This is a genomic window from Streptomyces sp. NPDC050564 (assembly GCF_044457265.1).
In the GTDB taxonomy this organism is placed as follows: domain Bacteria; phylum Actinomycetota; class Actinomycetes; order Streptomycetales; family Streptomycetaceae; genus Streptomyces.
Window position 1 is genome coordinate 92137 of sequence record NZ_JBITGS010000022.1, and the last position, 17222, is coordinate 109358.

Sequence of the window (17222 nt, forward strand, 5' to 3'; positions counted from 1 at the left end):
GCGACCAGGCACAGACCGCGCGCAGTTCCCGTACCGACCTACGACCGCCGAATCCGGCGAAGCGTCACCGCCCCAGGTACTTCGGCTTCTCCTTGTTCACGAACGCCTGCACCGCGATGGTGTGGTCCTCGGAGGCACCCGCCCGCGCCTGGAGTTCATCCTCCTTCTCCAGGGTCTCCTCAAGAGAGTGGGAGAGCCCGAACGCGAGGGACTCCTTCAGCGCGGCATACGCGAGCGTCGGCCCCGAAGCCAGCGCCCGGGCCACCTTCTCCGCCTCGGCGCGCAACTCCGCCGAAGGCACGAGACGGTTCGCGATCCCCAGCTCGTATGCCTCCTGCGCGGTGATGCTGCGCGGGAAGAGCAGCAGGTCGGCGGCCCGGCTGGGCCCGATGACCCGGGGCAGCGTCCAGGAGATCCCCGAGTCGGCGGTCAGCGCCACCCCGGCGAACGACGTGTTGAAGCCGGCGGTGTCGGCGACGATGCGATAGTCCGCGGCGAGCGCGAAGCCGAATCCCGCCCCGGCCGCGACGCCGTTCACGGCGGCGATCACGGGCTTCGCGGCGCCGGTCAGGGCCCGCACGATCGGGTTGTAGTGCTCGCGCACGGTGCTCATCGTCTGGCCGGACCCCGACTGCTTGTCGGCGGCCAGCAGCCCGATGTGCTCCTTGAGGTCCTGGCCGACGCAGAACGCCCGGTCACCGGCGGCGGTCAGCAGGATCGCCCGTACCTCCCCGTCCGCCGCGGCCGCCTGAGCCGCGTCCCGGAAGGCGACCTTGGTCTCGACGTTCATCGCGTTCATCGCCTCGGGGCGGTTCAGCGTGATCGTCGCGAGTCCGTCGCTCACCTCGTAGAGCACGGTGTCGGCCATGGTGGGTCCCCTCCGGGGTCGCGGCTCCGTCGTACCGGTCGGTACGTCCTGTGTCCGATGACAGCATGGCGGAGATCACCGGTGGTGGCGCGGCCCGCACATGTGACCTGCGTCAAAGAATTCCGCGCTCCGGAAGACGATGCGGCGGCGCAGTATCGCAGTCACATCGCCGAATTGAGTGGTTTTGCTCAAGCGCGTTGCGCAAGCGATGCCGACTGATGTTGGTCATCGGGTCCTGAGATGCGGGATAATGGCCTGGAAGCAATGTGTTCGATGCCGGTGACGTGTGTCCTATGAGGGGACGTGCGTGCCCTTCAAGGGGCCGTCGGCGACGATGAGCTGGTTTCAGGAAGGGGAACGAGCATGGCGGCCATGAAGCCGCGGACGGGCGATGGCCCGCTCGAGGTGACCAAGGAGGGGCGGGGCATCGTCATGCGCGTTCCGCTCGAAGGCGGCGGTCGGCTCGTCGTCGAGCTGACCCCTGATGAGGCCGACGCGCTCGGCGACGCCCTCAAGAAGGTCGTCGGCTGACGCGGAAGCGACCATACCTTTTCAGCTGCCCCGGCATCGTGATCGGTGCCGGGGCAGTGGTCTTCCAGCGGGCAAAGGGGTACGTCAGCGACGTACCCCTTTGGTATTCGTACAGGTCAGACGGGTGCGAACCGGGGCGCAGTCAGCGCTTGACCGCGCACAGCAGACCATCGCCCACCGGCAGGAGCGAGGGCACCAGATCCTGGCTCTCGCGGACCGCGCGCAGCAGTTCGCGCAGCCGGCCGACCTCCGCAGGCTGCGGTCCCGAGTCCACCGTGCGGCCGTCCGCGAAGACGCCCTCGAAGACGACGAGCCCGCCCGGTCGCAGCAGGCGCAACGATTCAGCGAGATAGTCCAGGCACTCGAGACGGTCGCCGTCGCAGAAGACGAGGTCGTAGCCGGCGTCCGCGAGCCGGGGCAGGACCTCCAGCGCGCGGCCCGGGATGAAGCGGGCGCGATTGCTGGCGAAACCGGCCGCGCGGAAGGCCTGGCGGGCGAACTGCTGCCGCTCCGGCTCAGGATCGACGGTGGTCAGTACCCCGTCCGGCCGCATGCCGTGCAGCAGATGAATGCCGGAGACGCCGGTCCCGGTCCCGATCTCCGCCACCGCTTTCGCGTCCACGGTGGCGGCGAGCAACCGCAGCGCGGCGCCCGTGCCGGGCGACACCGAGCGCAGGCCTGCCTCGCGAGCCCGGTCGCGGGCCCAGCGCAGCGCCTCGTCCTCGGCGACAAAGGCGTCGGCGAACGCCCAGCTCGTCTGCCGGTTGCCGGTAATGACCCTCTCCTGTCCCCGTGGTTGCCTGGGCGTGACTGTATCCGTTGGTGCCGGGAACCCGCAGATGGGACCAGGCGTTTAGAGGGGTGGGGAAACAGAGCGGGGGGAAGCCGATGAACCAGGAAGCGGAGCGGGGCGGCGAGCAAGTACTGACGCAGCCATATGAGCACGTATCAAATTCTCGTAAAACCGCTTATCCGGAGCTAACGGGCGAGGTGGCTATGGTAGGGGCTCCACTGGACACCACCAGAGCCGACAGGGGAGGTGCGGCTGCGCCTGTGGATCGGGGACGGGTGCTGCGGCGCCTACTCAGATCGGCGGGTGAGCCGAAATCCGTGACCGACATCGCTGACCAGTTCCACGCTGCTGCCCCCGCGCAGACCGCGACGTTCACCACCGACGCGGAGTCGCAGGCGTGGACTCCGCCCACCTGGGAGGAGATCGTCAGCACGCACAGCGGACGGGTCTACCGCCTCGCCTACCGCCTGACGGGCAACCAGCACGACGCCGAGGACCTCACCCAGGAAGTCTTCGTCCGCGTCTTCCGCTCGCTGTCGACCTACACGCCCGGCACCTTCGAGGGCTGGCTGCACCGCATCACCACGAACCTCTTCCTGGACATGGTGCGCCGCAAGCAGCGCATCCGCTTCGACGCTCTCGGCGACGACGCGGCCGAGCGCCTGCCCAGCCGTGAGCCGTCCCCGCAGCAGGTCTTCAACGACGCGCATTTCGACGCGGACGTCCAGCAGGCGCTGGACACCCTCGCGCCCGAGTTCCGCGCCGCCGTCGTCCTGTGCGACATCGAGGGGCTCTCGTACGAGGAGATCGCCGCGACTTTGGGCGTGAAGCTCGGCACGGTCCGCTCCCGGATCCACCGTGGCCGCTCCCAGCTGCGCAAGGCCCTTGCCCACCGGTCTCCCGAGGCCCGCGCCGAGCGCCGCTCGTTCGTGGCCCGTGTGCCCGTGCTGGGGGGAGGGGGCGCGACCGCGTGAGTGGATCCCGTCCTACGCCCGCTGAGCAGCACCTCGGCGACCGACTCTCCGCCCTGGTGGACGGAGAGCTCGGTCATGAGTCGCGCGACCGCGTCCTGGCACACCTCGCCACCTGCGCGAAGTGCAAGGCCGAGGCGGACGCCCAGCGCCGACTGAAGAACGTATTCGCGGAAGTGGCCCCTCCGCCTCCCTCCGAGAGCTTCCTGGCCCGTCTCCAGGGGCTTCCCGGGGGAGGGGACTCCGACGGCCCCGGCTCGCCGCTGGGCGGGGGAGCATTCGGCGGCACACTGCCCGGAGCCGACCGGACCTCCGGCCTCACCGGAATCTTCGGAGTGAGGGGCGAGCCTTTCGGTTACGTCCCCGCCGGACCGCACGCCGATGTGCTGCCCCCCTCGTCGGGCCGCGGCTTCCGCATCCATGACGTCAGCCGTCACGATGCCGAGCGATCGGCCTCGCGCGGGCTGCGGTTCGCGTTCGCCGCCGCCGGTGCGGTGTCGCTGGCCGCGGTCGCGCTCGGCGGGGTGTCGACCGGGGTGCCGGGTGACACCGCGGACGCACGCGGCGGTTCCGGGGCCGGAAGCAATGTGACGCCGATGCGTTCGCCCGGCACGGGGTCCTCGACAGCTCCCGAGTCGCAGCGTCGCCGGTCCGACGCACCGCTGCTCGCGCAGGGCCGCCGGGCGCTGGGCGACGGTCCCGTGGCGCCGACCGAGGTGTCCGCGCCGCTGCTGCCCGGAGTCCCCGCTCCGGCGGACCGCGGCCCGGACGCCATGCACACGCTGACGACACCGGTGGTCGCCGGAGCCGCCGCGATGTCCCCGCTGATACGTCCGCTCACCGATGCCCAGCCGCTCACGCTGACCTCGTGGTCCGCGGCCCCGGACGTCACGACTCCGGGCCTGCTCGCCGCCCCCGTGGTCACCCCGTCCCCCGCTTCCTCCCCGTCCCCCCACCTCCCCCTCCTCCCGTAGGGTCCGCTGACCCCGTCCTCTGCGCGGCGGCCCGTGAACCTGGTTGAATCCAGGGTGGGCCGCGTCCGCGGGAGGGATCCCGGACGCGGAGTCGACAATCTGCGGTGACCGTCGGCGAGTTGTGCCGCGGGCCAGGTGTGGGGAGAACATGAACGAGGGGAAGCCCACGAAGGCGAAGTGGTGGAGCCGGCCCAGGCCGCCGGTCTCTCCGGGGGATGCCGGGGTGGGCTCGTCCGAGATCGCCGACGGGCCCGGGGGCGTCGCCCACGTCCGTACGCCTGGCGGTGCCGTTGGCACCGGGGGTGACGTCGAGACGCCTGGCAGTGCGACAAGCGACACCGGGGGCGACTTCGAACTGGACCGCCCCGCGCCGGCTCCGACCACCGGCGGGTCCGGAGCGGGCACCGACGGCGACTTCGAGCTGGAGCGGCCCGCGCCGGTTCGGCGCGCGAGTGCGCAGGGCGGCGACACCGCTCAGGCGGACCGTGTCCCGGCCCCGGGCGACGGCGGAGAGACGCCCGTGCGGTCGATCCCCACACAGGTCACGGAAAGCCTCGCGCAGGTCACGCAGAGCGAGGCGAGCACGCACCCCGGTGCCGCCTCGGAGCGTGACCTTGCGCAGGTCACGCAGGACGAGGTGAGCTCGCGTCCCGGTGCCGCCTCGGAGCGCGCCAAGCCCCTGCACGATCCCGACCCCTACGGCACCCCGCCCTACGGTCAGCCCGGCCCCTGGGCGCCCGCCCCGCCGGTCCAGCACCCCGCGGCCACCCCCGCACACGGGACGCACCTGTCGGCGCCCACGCCGGCCCAGGGCACGCACGTTCCGGCGGGCACACCGGCCCAGGGCACACACGTTCCGGCGGGCACACCGGCCCAAGGCCCGCACGTCCCGGCGGGCACACCGGCCCAAGGCACACACGTCTCGGCGGGCACACCGGCCCAGGGCACACACGTCCCGGGGAGCGCACCGGCCCTCGGCACACCCTTCGATGCCTCGCCGAACGGCACCACGCCCGTGGCCCACGCCCCGGCGGGCGGACCCCCGGCCGCGTACGCGGGAACGGCCCACGAAGCGCCTGTGCAAAGCCCCCGGCCCCCCGCGCCCTGGCAGAACTACGACCCCTGGGCCGCCCCGGGCCCCCTCCAGCAGAACGGCGCGGCCGTGGCGACCGTGACGCAGCGGCGCAAGCGGGCGAAGAAGGTACTGGTGCTCGGGGCAGTGGTGCTCGCGCTGGTCTCCGGGGGCGTCGGCGGTGCCGTAGGGGCGTACCTGGAACGGAACGGGGGGATGGGGGACGTCGAGCTGCCGCAGGCGGGCAAGGAGGCGCCGGGGCGCGCCCCGGACAGCGTCGCCGGGATCGCCGCCCACGCGCTGCCCAGCGTCGTCACCCTGCATGTGCGCGGCTCCCAGGAGGAAGGCACCGGCACCGGGTTCGTGCTCGACGGCCAAGGGCACATCCTCACCAACAATCACGTGATCGAACCGGCCGGCAGCGGCGGCGAGATATCCGTCACGTTCAGCGGCGGAGAGACCGCCAAGGCCAAGGTCGTCGGACACGACAGCGGGTACGACCTCGCCGTCGTCAAGGTCTCCGGCGTCAGCGGCCTCGACCCCATGCCGCTGGGCAACTCCGACAACGTCCAGGTGGGCGACCCGGTCGTTGCCATCGGCGCGCCCTTCGACCTCGCCAACACCGTCACCTCCGGCATCATCAGCGCCAAGGAACGCCCCATCACAGCGGGCGGGGAGAAGGGCGACGGGAGCGACGTCTCGTACGTCGACGCGTTGCAGACCGACGCGCCCATCAACCCCGGCAACTCCGGTGGCCCGCTGCTCGACTCCAAGGCCCGCGTCATCGGCATCAACAGCGCCATCCGTTCCGCCGACAGCGGTTCCGACCTGGAGAGCGGTCAGGCGGGTTCCATCGGGCTCGGCTTCGCCATCCCGATCAACCAGGGCAAGCGCGTGGCCGAGGAGCTCATCAACACGGGCAAGGCCACCCACCCTGTGATCGGTGTCACGCTCGACATGAACTACACGGGCGACGGCGCCCGCGTCGGAACGAAGGGCAACGGCGGCGGCCCGCCCGTCACCGCGGGCGGCCCCGGCGCCGAGGCGGGCATCGAGGCGGGCGACGTCATCACCGAGGTCGATGGCCAGCGCGTCCACTCCGGTGAGGAACTCATCGTGAAGACCCGCGCGCACCGCCCGGGCGACCGGCTCCAGCTGACCCTCCGGCGGGGCGACACGCAGAAGAAGGTCACCCTGGTCCTCGGTTCCGCCGACGGCGACTGACATGAAGTTCACAGGTGGGCGCATCGCCGCAGCTCCGAACGGCAAACAACGCGGAAAACCCGTCGTGTACATGAACCCGGAAGCCCCGGGACAGTTCCGGACGGACGGGATCGCCGGGTACCGTGGACACGGCCCGGACCACGGAAGACCCGCCGAGGGCCGAGGACCGAGGACATCGCAAGGAGCTTCAGGTGTTCAATGACATAGGACCGCTCGAGCTGGTGACGCTCGTCGTCCTCGCCGTGCTCGTCTTCGGCCCGGAGAAGCTCCCGAAGATGATCCAGGACGTCACGCGCACCATTCGCAAGATCCGCGAGTTCTCGGAGAGCGCCAAGGCGGACATCCGTGAGGAACTCGGCCCGGAGTTCAAGGACTTCGAGTTCGAGGACCTCAACCCCAAGACGTTCATCCGCAAGCAGCTGGACAACGACGAGCTGGGGCTCAAGGAGATCCGCAACGGCTTCGACCTGAAGAAGGAGATGGCGGAGGTCACGGACGCGGTCCACAGCCGCGACGCCGATACCTCCTCGTCTGCGTCTTCGTCCGGTTCGACGGGCGGCTCCGTCGACATGACGAAGAAGCGCGAGAAGCTCGACCCGGACGAGCGCCCGCCGTACGACGCGGACGCCACCTGAGTCGTACGTCCCACTCGGCGGAGGCCGACCGGGGCGTACCCCGTTGGCCGTGGCGGACGTCACCGGATCCGCATGGCCGCCCGTGTACTCGCACATCAGAGCGACGCCTCGCGGCCTGAAACCGGCGCGTTCGCGACCCACGCGCCGGGCGGTTTCCCTGCCGCTCGGAGCGGTGTGGCTATGCTGCCCAGTTGTTGTGCGGACCGATAAGGACGCCCGAGGGGGGCGGGCCGCCCGGTCCGACGAGAGCGAGGAGGCGTCCGGGCAGATGGAGACGACAAGTCGGGTAGGCGCGCAGGCGCCGGCTGCGGAGGGCGGACAACAGGTCTCCTCCGCCCGGCGTACGGTCGACGGCTACCTGCTGGCGCCCTTCCCGTGGTACGGCCTCGACGAGGCCTTCACAGGGCCGCGCTGGCTGATGCAGGTGGGTACCTCGGCGGACGGCGCCGTCGAGCACGGTTCGATCGGGCACGGCGACGAGCCATCGGTGCGCCCCGAGTCGACCGAGGACAAGGAACGCTTCGCGGTGGTGGTCACCGTCGCGGCCAGCCCCGTACGCCGCAGCGCGGACGGTACGGGCCTGTTGGAGGCCACCTCGGTGTCCTCCGCGGCCTGGCTGGCAGGTGTGGGGCTGCTGTCCTTCACCTGGCCCGGTCAGATGGACCACACCCTGCGGGACGACTGGCTGGAACAGCAGACCGAGACCGCGTGGGTGCTCGCGGACGACCTCGACGGACCGGACTGGTCCTCGCTGTCGCTCCCCGTGGACGGGGTCCCGACGCCCTTCCACTACCGCGAGTCCGAGTTCGGGTGGATCCTTGCGGGGTCCACTCAGGAGGGCGTGCATGTGGGGGCGTACGGGCGGGGGATGAGTGCGTATGGGCTGGCGTTCGCCATGATCAAGGACATCGGCGCATACGCCTAGCCGGCGCGTCACGGAGAAGGGGGGCGCCGTCGGTGTGACGGCGCCCCCCTTCCTGTGCGAGACGGCTTGTTGCGGACCGTGCGCCACTGCGGGTACGTGGTGGCTGGTCGCGCGGCTGCCCGCGCCCTTGCGGGGCCCAGTTCCCCGCGCCCTTACGAGGCGCGGCTCCCCCGGCGTGAACGTCCTAGAACTTGTTCCTCGGCGTGATGCCCAGCGACATGCCCGACAGGCCGCGCTGGCGGCCGCCCAGCTTGCCCGCGATCGCGCGCAGCGCCGAGCCGGCCGGAGAGTCGGGGTCCGTGAGGACCACCGGCTTGCCCTCGTCGCCGCCCTCGCGGAGGCGGACGTCGATGGGGATGGAGCCGAGGACCGGGACGGTCGCGCCAGTGGTGCGGGTCAGGCCGTCGGCGACCGACTGGCCACCGCCCGTGCCGAAGACGTCGACCATCTCGCCGCAGTGCGGGCAGGGCAGGCCCGACATGTTCTCGACGACGCCGACGATCTTCTGGTGGGTCTGGACGGCGATGGAGCCGGCCCGCTCGGCGACCTCGGCGGCCGCCTGCTGCGGGGTGGTGACCACCAGGATCTCCGCGTTCGGGACCAGCTGGGCCACCGAGATCGCGATGTCGCCCGTGCCGGGCGGGAGGTCGAGGAGCAGGACGTCCAGGTCGCCCCAGAAGACGTCCGCCAGGAACTGCTGGAGGGCGCGGTGCAGCATCGGGCCGCGCCAGACGACCGGCGCGTTGCCCGGGGTGAACATGCCGATCGAGATGACCTTCACGCCGTTCGCCGACGGCGGCATGATCATGTTCTCGACCTGGGTCGGACGGCCGTCCGCGCCGAGCATCCGGGGCACCGAGTGGCCGTAGATGTCGGCGTCGACGACACCGACCTTGAGGCCGTCGGCCGCCATCGCCGCAGCCAGGTTCACCGTCACCGAGGACTTGCCGACGCCGCCCTTGCCGGAGGCGACCGCGTAGACACGGGTCAGCGAGCCGGGCTTGGCGAAGGGGACCTCGCGCTCGGCCTGCCCGCCGCGCAGCGCGGACGCCAGCTCGCGGCGCTGCTCGTCGCTCATCACGTCCAGGGTCACGTCGACGCGCGTGACGCCCTCGACCGCCGAGACCGCCTCCGTCACGTTCTTCGTGATGGTCTCGCGCATCGGGCAGCCGGAGACGGTCAGATAGACGGTGACCGCGACCGCACCATCCGCGCCGATCTCCACCGATTTGACCATCCCCAGCTCGGTGATGGGTCGCTGGATCTCGGGGTCGTTCACCGTCGCCAGTGCTTCGCGCACCGCGTCTTCCGTAGCCATAAGGACGATGGTACGGCGACGGGCCCAGGGCCCCGAAGCCCCGTCACCGGTCGTCTACGTCACGTCCGTGCGACCGTTCCGCCGGGAATACGACATGGCCGTCGCCCCGGTGCTCCTCCACGTCCTTGACCAGGTCCTGCAGTTCGGAGCGGATCCAGTCGCGGGTGGCGACCTCGCCGAGGCCCACGCGCAGTGCGGCGATCTCGCGGGTGAGGTATTCGGTGTCCGCGATGGACCGCTCGTTCTGCTTGCGGTCCTGTTCGAGGTTGACCCGGTCGCGGTCGTCCTGGCGGTTCTGCGCGAGCAGGATCAGGGGGGCGGCGTACGAGGCCTGCAGCGACAGCATCAGCGTCAGGAAGATGAACGGGTAGTTGTCGAAGCGCAGGTCGCGCGGTACGGAGACGTTCCACACCACCCACAGGATGATGACGACGGTCATCCAGACGATGAACCGCCCGGTGCCGAGGAAGCGGGCGATGCGCTCCGAGAGCCGTCCGAAGGCCTCCGGGTCCCACTCTGGCAGCAGTCTGCGCCGCGGCGGTTTCGGCTGGTCGAGCCGGGTGCGCGGCCGAGTGGTGGCGGTCGCCCCCGCGGGGGTGCGGTCGCGGGGCTCGCGCTCAGGTGGCATGGGGCTCCTCCTCCACGAGGTGGAACTCCGTCTCCCGCCAGTCCTCGGGCAGCATGTGGTCCAGTACGTCGTCCACGGTCACGGCGCCGAGCAGCGAGCCGCTCTCGTCGACGACGGGCGCCGCGACCATGTCGTACGTCGCGAAGAAGCCGGCGACGACGGGCAGCGCGGCGTCCGGCGCGAGCGGCTGCAGATCGTCGTCGAGGAGCGCGCCGACGAGCGTGAACGGCGGATCGCGCAGGAGCCGCTGGAAGTGGACCGTGCCGAGGTACTTTCCGGTCGGCGTCTCGTCCGGTGGGCGGCACACGTACACCTGGGCGGCGAGCGAGGGGGAGAGGTCGGGGTTGCGGACCCGGGCGAGCGCGTCGGCGACCGTCGCGTCGGGCCGCAGCACGATCGGCTCGGTCGTCATGAGCCCGCCGGCGGTCTTCTCCTCGTACGCCATCAGCCGCCGCACGTCGGCCGCCTCCTCCGGCTGCATCAGCTTCAGCAGCCGCTCCACGTCCTCGGTGGGCAGTTCGGCGAGCAGGTCGGCCGCGTCGTCCGGGTCCATCGCCTCCAGGACGTCGGCCGCGCGCTCCTCCTTGAGCTTGCCGAGGATCTCGATCTGGTCGTCCTCGGGGAGCTCTTCGAGGACGTCGGCGAGCCGGTCGTCGTCCAGTGCGGCGGCCACCTCCCCGCGCCGCTTGGGGGACAGGTGGTGCAGGACGTTGGCGAGGTCGGCCGGGCGCAGCTGCTCGAAGGTGGCGAGCAGGCTCTCGGCGCCCTGTCCGTGCTCCTCCAGCGAGAACCCGGTGACCGCGGACCACTCGACGGTCAGCGTCTCGCCCTTGGTGCGCCGGAAGGCCCCGCTGCGACCCTTGCGGACGAAGACCCGGCCGATCTCCCAGTCCCTGCGGGCCGGCAGCTGCTGGATCGACACGTCGAGCACGGTCACCTCCTCGCCGGTCTCGACGAGGCGTACCACCCGGTCGAGGAGCTCGCCGAAGACGAGCCGTTCGGTGGGCCGCTGCTCGAAGCGCCGCACGTTGAGGACGCCGGTGGTGATGACCTGGCCGGACTCGATGCCGATCACCCGGGTCATGGGCAGGAAGATCCGCCGCCGCGTGGACAGTTCGACGACGAGGCCCAGCAGCCGGGGCGGCCGCCGTCCGACCCGGAGCATGGCGACGAGGTCCCGCACCCGGCCCACTTGGTCGCCGTTCGGGTCGAAGACGGCGACAGCGGCGAGGTGCGAGACGAAGACCCGGGGGGCGCCTGCGGCCATGCCCGCGCCTCCTTCTCCTCGTACGCGCTCTTACGGGCGCTCCTGTACGACTCTCCGTGCGTGCGCGACGTACGCGCGTTCTGTCCTGCTCTGTCCGCTCGGGTGGGCTTCAGGCTAGCCCGTCCCGGTCGGATACGCCCTGGTGAGCGGTCCGGACGGACTGCCTCCGCCGGGCGCCCGCGGCACCGGTACGCTGCCGTACGCCGCCAAGGACCCCCGCACGAAAGGCAGCCCCACCCGTGACTGCAATTCCCCAGGGCCGAACCCGCCGGGCCGCACTGGTGAGCGCGATGTGCGCCCTGGTCGTGACGGGGACGGGGCTGACGGGGTGCAGTAGTGAGGACCCGGACGCGGGCACCAACGGAGTGGGCAAGCTGCCCGCCGCCACGATCCAGGCGAAGACGAAGAAGGCGGCCGAGGCGGCGGCCACCGTACGGCTCGCCGGAACCGTTGTCAGCAACGGGACGACGTACACCCTCGACATGCGCCTCAAGGCCGACGGCGGCACCGGCTCCGTCACCTCGAAGGGGGCGAGCTTCCGGCTGCTGCGGGTCGGCAAGCACCTCTTCCTCAAGGCCGACGCGGAGTTCTGGACCCACCAGGACGGCAAGAGCGACAGCTCCTCCGCCGACACCGCCGCGGCCAAGAAGCTGGAGGGCATGTACGTGAAGGTGCCCACCGCCGACCCCGCCTACAAGCGGTTCAGCGGCTTCACCGACAAGGACGTCCTCCTCGACGGTCTGCTCACCCTGCACGGCGCGCTCGCTACGGACGGCCACCACGAGCAGTCCGGCGTCCGTACCATCCGCATCACCGGTGACAAGGGCTCCGGCGGATCGCTCGACGTCTCCCTGAAGGGAACCCCGTACCCCCTGCTGCTGGTTCGCGCGGGCAACGCGGGCACCCTTCGCCTCACCGACTGGGGCAAGGACTTCGCCCTGGAGGAGCCCTCGAAGAAGGAGACGGTGGACTACGGGCAGCAGCTGCCCGCGTCGTAGTCCGCTGTCTCAGCGGCGCTTGCGCTTCTTGAGGAGGAGGCGGGGGAGGCCCGCCGGGATGGGCCGGCGAGTGGTCGCCGGGGTCGGCAGCGGCCGCTCGGCGAGTGAGCCGTCCGGCAGCTCGGCCGTGCCGCCCGAGGGCTCCAGGCGCAGCACCCGGCACTCGCGTGCCCACCGTTCAGGCATGGCCTCACCGTCGGGGGCGTTCAGGCGCTTGCCCTTGAGCTCGGCGACGGCGGCCTCCCACTCGGGGGAGGCGGGGGTCAGCTCCACGACCTTCGCGGACCAGGAGACGAGGCGTCCGCCCTTGTCCTTGCTGCGTACGGTGACGATCGCGTCGCCGCCGTCGACCAGGCTCGGCAGCGGCTGCTCGCCCGGCCCGTCGCCGACCAGACAGGCCGCGCCGTCGTGCCACACGTGCCACAGGGCGCGGGTGGGCACCTCCTGGCCCTCGGGCATGGGTGCGCCGCTGCCCCGCACCCAGATCAGCCCGGACTTCTTGGTGGCCTCCTCGATGAGGGCCTGGTCGAGCAGCTGTTCCGTCATGGGGCCAAGACTATCCAGCCCCTCTTCACAGCCAGCCGTTGCGCTTGAGGATGCGGTGGATCGAGAGGCAGAGGCCGACGGTGATGCCCATGACCACCGGGTAGCCGTACCGCCAGTGCAGCTCCGGCATGTACTTGAAGTTCATGCCGTACACGCCACAGACCATCGTCGGTACGGCGATGATCGCGGCCCAGGACGTGATCTTGCGCATGTCCTCGTTCTGCGCGACGGAGGCCTGGGCGAGGTTGGCCTGGAGGATCGAGTTGAGCAGCTCGTCGAAGCCGAGGACCTGCTCCTGCACCCGGGCGAGGTGGTCGGCGACGTCGCGGAAGTACTTCTGGATGTCGGGGTCGATCAGCCGCATCGGCCGCTCGCTCAGCAGCTGCATGGGGCGCAGCAGCGGCGACACCGCCCGCTTGAACTCGAGGACCTCACGCTTGAGTTGGTAGATCTGCCCGGCGTCCGTACCGCGCGGCGTGCCCTTGCGGCCCGGCGAGAACACCTCGGTCTCGACCTCGTCGATGTCGTCCTGCACGGCGTCCGCGACCGCGATGTACCCGTCGACGACGTGGTCGGCGATCGCGTGCAGCACGGCGGAGGGGCCCTTGGCGAGCAGCTCGGGGTCGTCCTGCAACCGGTGCCGCAGCGCCCGCAGCGAGCCCTGCCCGCCGTGCCGGACAGTGATGAAGAAGTCCCGTCCGGTGAAGCACATGACCTCGCCGGTCTCCACGATCTCGCTGGTGGCGGTCAGCCGGTCGTGCTCGACGTAGTGGATGGTCTTGAAGACGGTGAACAGGGAGTCGTCGTAGCGCTCCAGCTTGGGCCGCTGGTGGGCCTGGACGGCGTCCTCGACGGCCAGCGGGTGCAGCCCGAACTCTCGGGCGATACCCGCGAATTCGGCCTCCGTCGGCTCGTGCAGACCGATCCACACGAAGCCGCCGTCGCGGTGCACCTGACGCATCGCCTCGTGCGGCGTCAGCGGCTCGCGGCTCTCGACGCGGGCGCCGTCGCGGTAGACGGCGCAGTCGACCACGGCGGACGGGGTGGCGGGGTCGCGGGTGGTGTCGTACGAGCCACTCTCCTTGCGCAGCGAGGGGCGGGGGCGGACCGCGGCACGCAGGTCACGGATCATCGACATGGCAGGCTCCTTTGCAACGGAGGCGGCCGGCGACGGTTGGAACTACCCGGAATGGGGACGTCCTGACTGCGGATGTTTGGCACGTCCACAAAGCGGGGAGCACCGCACCGTCGCGGTGGCAGCTTCGCTACTGATTCAGATCAGACAGATCAGGCGGAAACGAAGCGCTCTTCCGTGGTGCACCGGACAACGCTGACACGTATGCACACGTTTGCAGGAGGCAGCAGCCAGCAGAGCTGGGAAACCAGCGGAACCAGCTACGGAACTCAGCGACCGGAAGAGCGGGTGGTACTGCACGGTCGACTTCGGTCCATTGCAGCCCCACCTCCTCCGGTCGGTCCCCCGTGAGGGACGATCCATCCCCCGAAGGGGAGTCTGTCTCCCGCCTTGGGGAGTCAGATCAGTCTCAGTGCGTCGGAGCTCGAGAGCGACGCTTCTGCGTGCTGCCCCGACCAGCGGCCAAGACTATCAGCGCACTGAAGCGTCAACGCGCCGCTTTGCCCGTTGTTGACCGCGGGGTCCGGTGCGCTCCAGCGGAATTGACGCGGCCTATGCTCGGCGCATGGCTGATGTTCTTCCTCTGGTCGAGGCCCGTTTGCGCTCTGCGCTGGGCGAACCCGACGCGCGGGCCGCGGTCACCTTCCTCGGCACCGACCGCATCGAAGTGCTGCGCTTCACGGAGGGTGACATCGTCCGCTACGCGACGCTCGGCATGTCCGCCCAGCCGATGGCGGACCCCACGGCCGTCCTCGCCGACCCGGTGAAGGGCCCCCGAGCCGAGCTGATCCTCTCGGTGCGCTCAGGCGGCGCCGACACCGACAAGGTGCTCCGCCCGCTCGCCGTGCTCGCCGCGTCCCCGCAGGTCGAGGGGTTGGTGGTGGCTCCGGGCGCCTCGCTCGACGTGGGCGAACCCCTGTGGCCCGGCTCGCCGTTCAGCTCCGTCCTGGTCGCGGAGTCCGGCGGCCTGGTCGAGGACCTGGAACTGGACGCGCCCGCCGACCCCGTACGTTTCCTGCCGCTGCTCCCGATGACGCCGAACGAGGCCGCGTGGAAGCGCGTGCACGGTGCGGGTGCCCTCCAGGAGCGCTGGCTGAACGGCGGAACGGACCTGCGCGATCCGCTGCGCAAGTCCGTTCCGCTGGACTGATCGGCCCCGGGCACCGAGTGGGGCATCTCACTTTCTGACTCCCAGTCAGAGACCGACCGAAGCCCGTCAGTTGGCTGAGACGGTGACGCTGTCCTCGGCTGCGTGCCGCGGTTCCGGCTCCTCGGCCATGGGGGGTCCCGCCGCTCGAGTGAAGCCGAGAGTGGGGGAGGGTGAGCGCGTTCCGGCGTACGAAGACGACGACGGCGCCGACCACCGCGGTGACGGCCGCGACGACGAACGGGATGTGGATGTCGCTCCACTCCTCGATCTTCGGCGCGAAGTACGGCGCGGCTGCCGCCGCGAACCAGCGCACGAAGTTGTAGCCCGCGCTCGCCACCGGGCGCGGCGCGTCCGAGACGCCCAGCGCCAACTCCGTGTAGACCGTGTTGTTCACGCCGATGAAGGCGCCGGACAGGATCGTGCAGACGACGGCGGTGGTGTGGTCGCCGTAGCCGAGCACGAGCACGTCGGCGGCGAGCAGCACCAGCGAGGCGCCCAGCACCTTCAGCGAGCCGAACCGCCGCTGCATGCGCGGCGCCACGACGACCGAGAAGACGGCGAGCAGGACGCCCCAGCAGAAGAACACCGCGCCCGACTTGTACGGGGTCATGTTCAGCACGAACGGCGTGAAGGCGAGCACGGTGAAGAACGTGTAGTTGTAGAAGAACGCGGAGACGGCCGCCGAGGCGAGGCCGCCGTGGCCGAGCGCCTTGACCGGATCGAGCAGGGCCGTCTTCCTCGCGGGCTTCGGCTGCTCCTTCAGGAACGCCGTGATGCACAGGAAGCCGACCGCCATCAGGAACGCCGTGCCGAAGAACGGGTAGCGCCAGCTGGCGTCACCGAGCAGCGCGCCGAGCAGGGGCCCGCATGCCATGCCGAGGCCCAGGGCGGACTCGTACAGCAGGATGGCCGCCGCGCTGCCGCCGGCCGCGGCGCCGACGATGACGGCGAGGGCTGTGGACACGAACAGCGCGTTGCCGAGGCCCCAGCCCGCCCGGAAGCCGACGAGTTCGCCGACCGACCCGGATGTGCCCGCGAGCCCCGCGAAGACCACGACGAGCGCGAGGCCGAGCAGCAGGGTCTTCTTGCCGCCGATGCGGCTGGAGACGTAGCCGGTCGCCAGCATCGCGACGGCGGTGATCAGGAAGTACGAGGTGAAGAGCAGCGACACCTGACTGGGTGTGGCGTCCAGGCCCTTGGCGATGGACGGCAGGATCGGGTCGACGAGCCCGATGCCCATGAAGGCGACGACGGAGGCTCCCGCGGTCGCCCAGACGGCCTTCGGCTGACGCAGGATGCTGCCCGCGCCCGCCTCGAATGTGTCGGCCCCTGCAGGGCCTCCGGTGCTGCTGATCATGCTCGCTCCTTCACTGCGACTGCGGTGCGCGACCGAGATCGTTGTCGTATACACATAATAAGTTAGGAGGGCTAATTAATGCAAGCCGCATCTACTTTTTGGGAGGTGATACGACATGACAGGCACACGCCGGACGGGTGATCGTCCTTGACGCGGCGCAGGACGGGGAGGACCGTTGGGCCCTATGAGGGGCGAACCCAGTTGCCCGAAGTGTGGTGGCCGGGTCAGGGCTCCCGGCCTTTTTGCCGACTCCTGGCAGTGCGATGTGCACGGCACTGTGCATCCGCTGCAGCCCGTGATCCCGCCCAGCGTCGAGGCCCTCGGCGTGGTCGTGCACCACGCGCGGGTACCGGTGTGGATGCCATGGCCGCTGCCGGTCGGTTGGCTGTTCACCGGCGCGACGTTCGCCGGTGACGACCGCAGCGGCGGTCGCGCGACCGCCGTCGCGTGCTCGGGTCCCGGACCGCTCGGCGGCATAGGTGAACTGCTGCTGGTCGCCGAGGAACTCGGCGTCGGCCTCGGTGCGCGGTATGCGGGCATCGACGGGCCCGACCCCGGCCCGTACATGAGCGTGGAGAAACCGCCCCAGGCGAAGGTCCTCGCGGCCGGGCGCCCGACCCCGCTCTGGCATGTCTCCGGCGCCCCCGACGACCGCGCCGTCTTCGCGGGTGAGGCGCTCGGGCTGTGGCTGTGGGCGGTGGTCTGGCCCGAGCAGACGGGTCTGCTGATGTACGACGAGCTGGTGCTGACGGATCTGCGGGACGCGGGGGCGGAGGTGGATCTGCTGCCGTGCGGAGCGTTGTCGCCGCGGATCCTGGAACCGTAGGGCG

16 protein-coding genes and 1 pseudogene are annotated in these 17222 nt (G+C 70.7%); 9 read left to right on the forward strand and 8 right to left on the reverse strand.

All coding sequences use genetic code 11. The annotated features are described in order from the left end of the window. Window positions 1-64: 64 nt before the first annotated feature. The gene (locus ACIBK0_RS31420; RefSeq protein ID WP_399087357.1) at window positions 65-868 is read right to left on the reverse strand and encodes an enoyl-CoA hydratase/isomerase family protein; all 804 of its coding nucleotides are present in this window, start codon (window positions 866-868) and stop codon (window positions 65-67) included. Window positions 869-1231: 363 nt separating this feature from the next. On the opposite strand from ACIBK0_RS31420, the gene ACIBK0_RS31425 reads away from it, so the two are divergent. Further along, window positions 1232-1399, forward strand: a complete 168-nt coding sequence (locus ACIBK0_RS31425; RefSeq protein ID WP_003966491.1) for a DUF3117 domain-containing protein — start codon at window positions 1232-1234, stop codon at window positions 1397-1399. 142 nt (window positions 1400-1541) lie between these two features. Here the strand turns inward: ACIBK0_RS31425 and ACIBK0_RS31430 are convergent, their stop codons facing one another. After that, window positions 1542-2240 carry an O-methyltransferase gene (locus ACIBK0_RS31430; protein WP_399087504.1) on the reverse strand — a complete coding sequence of 233 codons (699 nt, stop codon included), beginning with the start codon at window positions 2238-2240 and terminating at the stop codon, window positions 1542-1544. 227 nt (window positions 2241-2467) lie between these two features. Between ACIBK0_RS31430 and sigE the strand changes: the two genes are divergently transcribed. The 5 genes from sigE (at window position 2468) to ACIBK0_RS31455 (ending at window position 7993) form a co-directional block, all read left to right on the forward strand. Continuing rightward, window positions 2468-3166 carry an RNA polymerase sigma factor SigE gene (gene sigE / locus ACIBK0_RS31435; protein ID WP_399087506.1) on the forward strand — a complete coding sequence of 233 codons (699 nt, stop codon included), beginning with the start codon at window positions 2468-2470 and terminating at the stop codon, window positions 3164-3166. Then, a complete protein-coding gene (locus ACIBK0_RS31440; RefSeq protein ID WP_399087359.1) occupies window positions 3163-4137 on the forward strand; it encodes an anti-sigma factor family protein in 975 nt (324 codons plus the stop codon). The genes sigE and ACIBK0_RS31440 overlap by 4 nt, the downstream gene beginning before the upstream one ends. 148 nt (window positions 4138-4285) lie before the next feature. Continuing rightward, on the forward strand, window positions 4286-6433 hold the full coding sequence (locus ACIBK0_RS31445; protein ID WP_399087361.1) for a trypsin-like peptidase domain-containing protein: 2148 nt from the start codon (window positions 4286-4288) through the stop codon (window positions 6431-6433). Window positions 6434-6624: 191 nt separating this feature from the next. After that, entirely contained in the window at window positions 6625-7068 is a 444-nt protein-coding gene (locus ACIBK0_RS31450; RefSeq protein ID WP_399087363.1) for a sec-independent translocase, read from the forward strand. A gap of 268 nt (window positions 7069-7336) precedes the next feature. Then, entirely contained in the window at window positions 7337-7993 is a 657-nt protein-coding gene (locus ACIBK0_RS31455) for a hypothetical protein (protein WP_399087365.1), read from the forward strand. A 184-nt stretch (window positions 7994-8177) separates the two neighbouring features. Here ACIBK0_RS31455 and ACIBK0_RS31460 read toward each other — a convergent pair whose 3' ends face one another. From ACIBK0_RS31460 to ACIBK0_RS31470, 3 genes are read right to left on the reverse strand one after another with little or no spacing between them, the layout of a single operon-like run. Then, on the reverse strand, window positions 8178-9311 hold the full coding sequence (locus ACIBK0_RS31460) for an Mrp/NBP35 family ATP-binding protein (protein ID WP_399087367.1): 1134 nt from the start codon (window positions 9309-9311) through the stop codon (window positions 8178-8180). A 43-nt stretch (window positions 9312-9354) separates the two neighbouring features. Further along, entirely contained in the window at window positions 9355-9939 is a 585-nt protein-coding gene (locus ACIBK0_RS31465; RefSeq protein WP_399087369.1) for a DUF1003 domain-containing protein, read from the reverse strand. Next, window positions 9929-11206, reverse strand: a complete 1278-nt coding sequence (locus ACIBK0_RS31470) for a magnesium transporter MgtE N-terminal domain-containing protein (RefSeq protein WP_399087371.1) — start codon at window positions 11204-11206, stop codon at window positions 9929-9931. The genes ACIBK0_RS31465 and ACIBK0_RS31470 overlap by 11 nt, the downstream gene beginning before the upstream one ends. A gap of 239 nt (window positions 11207-11445) precedes the next feature. On the opposite strand from ACIBK0_RS31470, the gene ACIBK0_RS31475 reads away from it, so the two are divergent. Further along, window positions 11446-12204: a hypothetical protein gene (locus tag ACIBK0_RS31475; protein WP_399087373.1), complete on the forward strand. Its 759-nt coding sequence runs from the start codon at window positions 11446-11448 to the stop codon at window positions 12202-12204. 9 nt (window positions 12205-12213) lie between these two features. On the opposite strand, the gene ACIBK0_RS31480 is transcribed toward ACIBK0_RS31475, so the two are convergent. Beyond that, window positions 12214-12750: a hypothetical protein gene (locus tag ACIBK0_RS31480; RefSeq protein ID WP_399087375.1), complete on the reverse strand. Its 537-nt coding sequence runs from the start codon at window positions 12748-12750 to the stop codon at window positions 12214-12216. Between the two features lie 25 nt (window positions 12751-12775). Further along, on the reverse strand, window positions 12776-13888 hold the full coding sequence (locus ACIBK0_RS31485) for a magnesium and cobalt transport protein CorA (protein ID WP_399087377.1): 1113 nt from the start codon (window positions 13886-13888) through the stop codon (window positions 12776-12778). Window positions 13889-14450: 562 nt separating this feature from the next. Here ACIBK0_RS31485 and ACIBK0_RS31490 point away from each other — a divergent pair. Further along, on the forward strand, window positions 14451-15035 hold the full coding sequence (locus tag ACIBK0_RS31490; protein ID WP_399087379.1) for a suppressor of fused domain protein: 585 nt from the start codon (window positions 14451-14453) through the stop codon (window positions 15033-15035). A gap of 66 nt (window positions 15036-15101) precedes the next feature. Here the strand turns inward: ACIBK0_RS31490 and ACIBK0_RS31495 are convergent. Next, window positions 15102-16392 (reverse strand): annotated as a pseudogene (locus tag ACIBK0_RS31495) (MFS transporter). A gap of 184 nt (window positions 16393-16576) precedes the next feature. Here ACIBK0_RS31495 and ACIBK0_RS31500 point away from each other — a divergent pair. Next, complete coding sequence (locus ACIBK0_RS31500; protein ID WP_399087381.1) at window positions 16577-17218, forward strand: DUF6758 family protein; 642 nt, start codon at window positions 16577-16579, stop codon at window positions 17216-17218. The last annotated feature ends 4 nt before the right edge of the window (window positions 17219-17222 follow it).

What these genes read in the sequence shown, in the direction of transcription:
- ACIBK0_RS31420 (WP_399087357.1), bottom strand. Translation starts at nt 868, where the DNA reads ATGGCCGACACCGTGCTCTACGAGGTGAGCGACGGACTCGCGACGATC.
- ACIBK0_RS31425 (WP_003966491.1), top strand. Translation starts at nt 1,232, where the DNA reads ATGGCGGCCATGAAGCCGCGGACGGGCGATGGCCCGCTCGAGGTGACC.
- ACIBK0_RS31445 (WP_399087361.1), top strand. Translation starts at nt 4,286, where the DNA reads ATGAACGAGGGGAAGCCCACGAAGGCGAAGTGGTGGAGCCGGCCCAGG.
- ACIBK0_RS31455 (WP_399087365.1), top strand. Translation starts at nt 7,337, where the DNA reads ATGGAGACGACAAGTCGGGTAGGCGCGCAGGCGCCGGCTGCGGAGGGC.
- ACIBK0_RS31460 (WP_399087367.1), bottom strand. Translation starts at nt 9,311, where the DNA reads ATGGCTACGGAAGACGCGGTGCGCGAAGCACTGGCGACGGTGAACGAC.
- ACIBK0_RS31465 (WP_399087369.1), bottom strand. Translation starts at nt 9,939, where the DNA reads ATGCCACCTGAGCGCGAGCCCCGCGACCGCACCCCCGCGGGGGCGACC.
- ACIBK0_RS31470 (WP_399087371.1), bottom strand. Translation starts at nt 11,206, where the DNA reads ATGGCCGCAGGCGCCCCCCGGGTCTTCGTCTCGCACCTCGCCGCTGTC.
- ACIBK0_RS31480 (WP_399087375.1), bottom strand. Translation starts at nt 12,750, where the DNA reads ATGACGGAACAGCTGCTCGACCAGGCCCTCATCGAGGAGGCCACCAAG.
- ACIBK0_RS31485 (WP_399087377.1), bottom strand. Translation starts at nt 13,888, where the DNA reads ATGTCGATGATCCGTGACCTGCGTGCCGCGGTCCGCCCCCGCCCCTCG.
- ACIBK0_RS31490 (WP_399087379.1), top strand. Translation starts at nt 14,451, where the DNA reads ATGGCTGATGTTCTTCCTCTGGTCGAGGCCCGTTTGCGCTCTGCGCTG.
- ACIBK0_RS31500 (WP_399087381.1), top strand. Translation starts at nt 16,577, where the DNA reads ATGAGGGGCGAACCCAGTTGCCCGAAGTGTGGTGGCCGGGTCAGGGCT.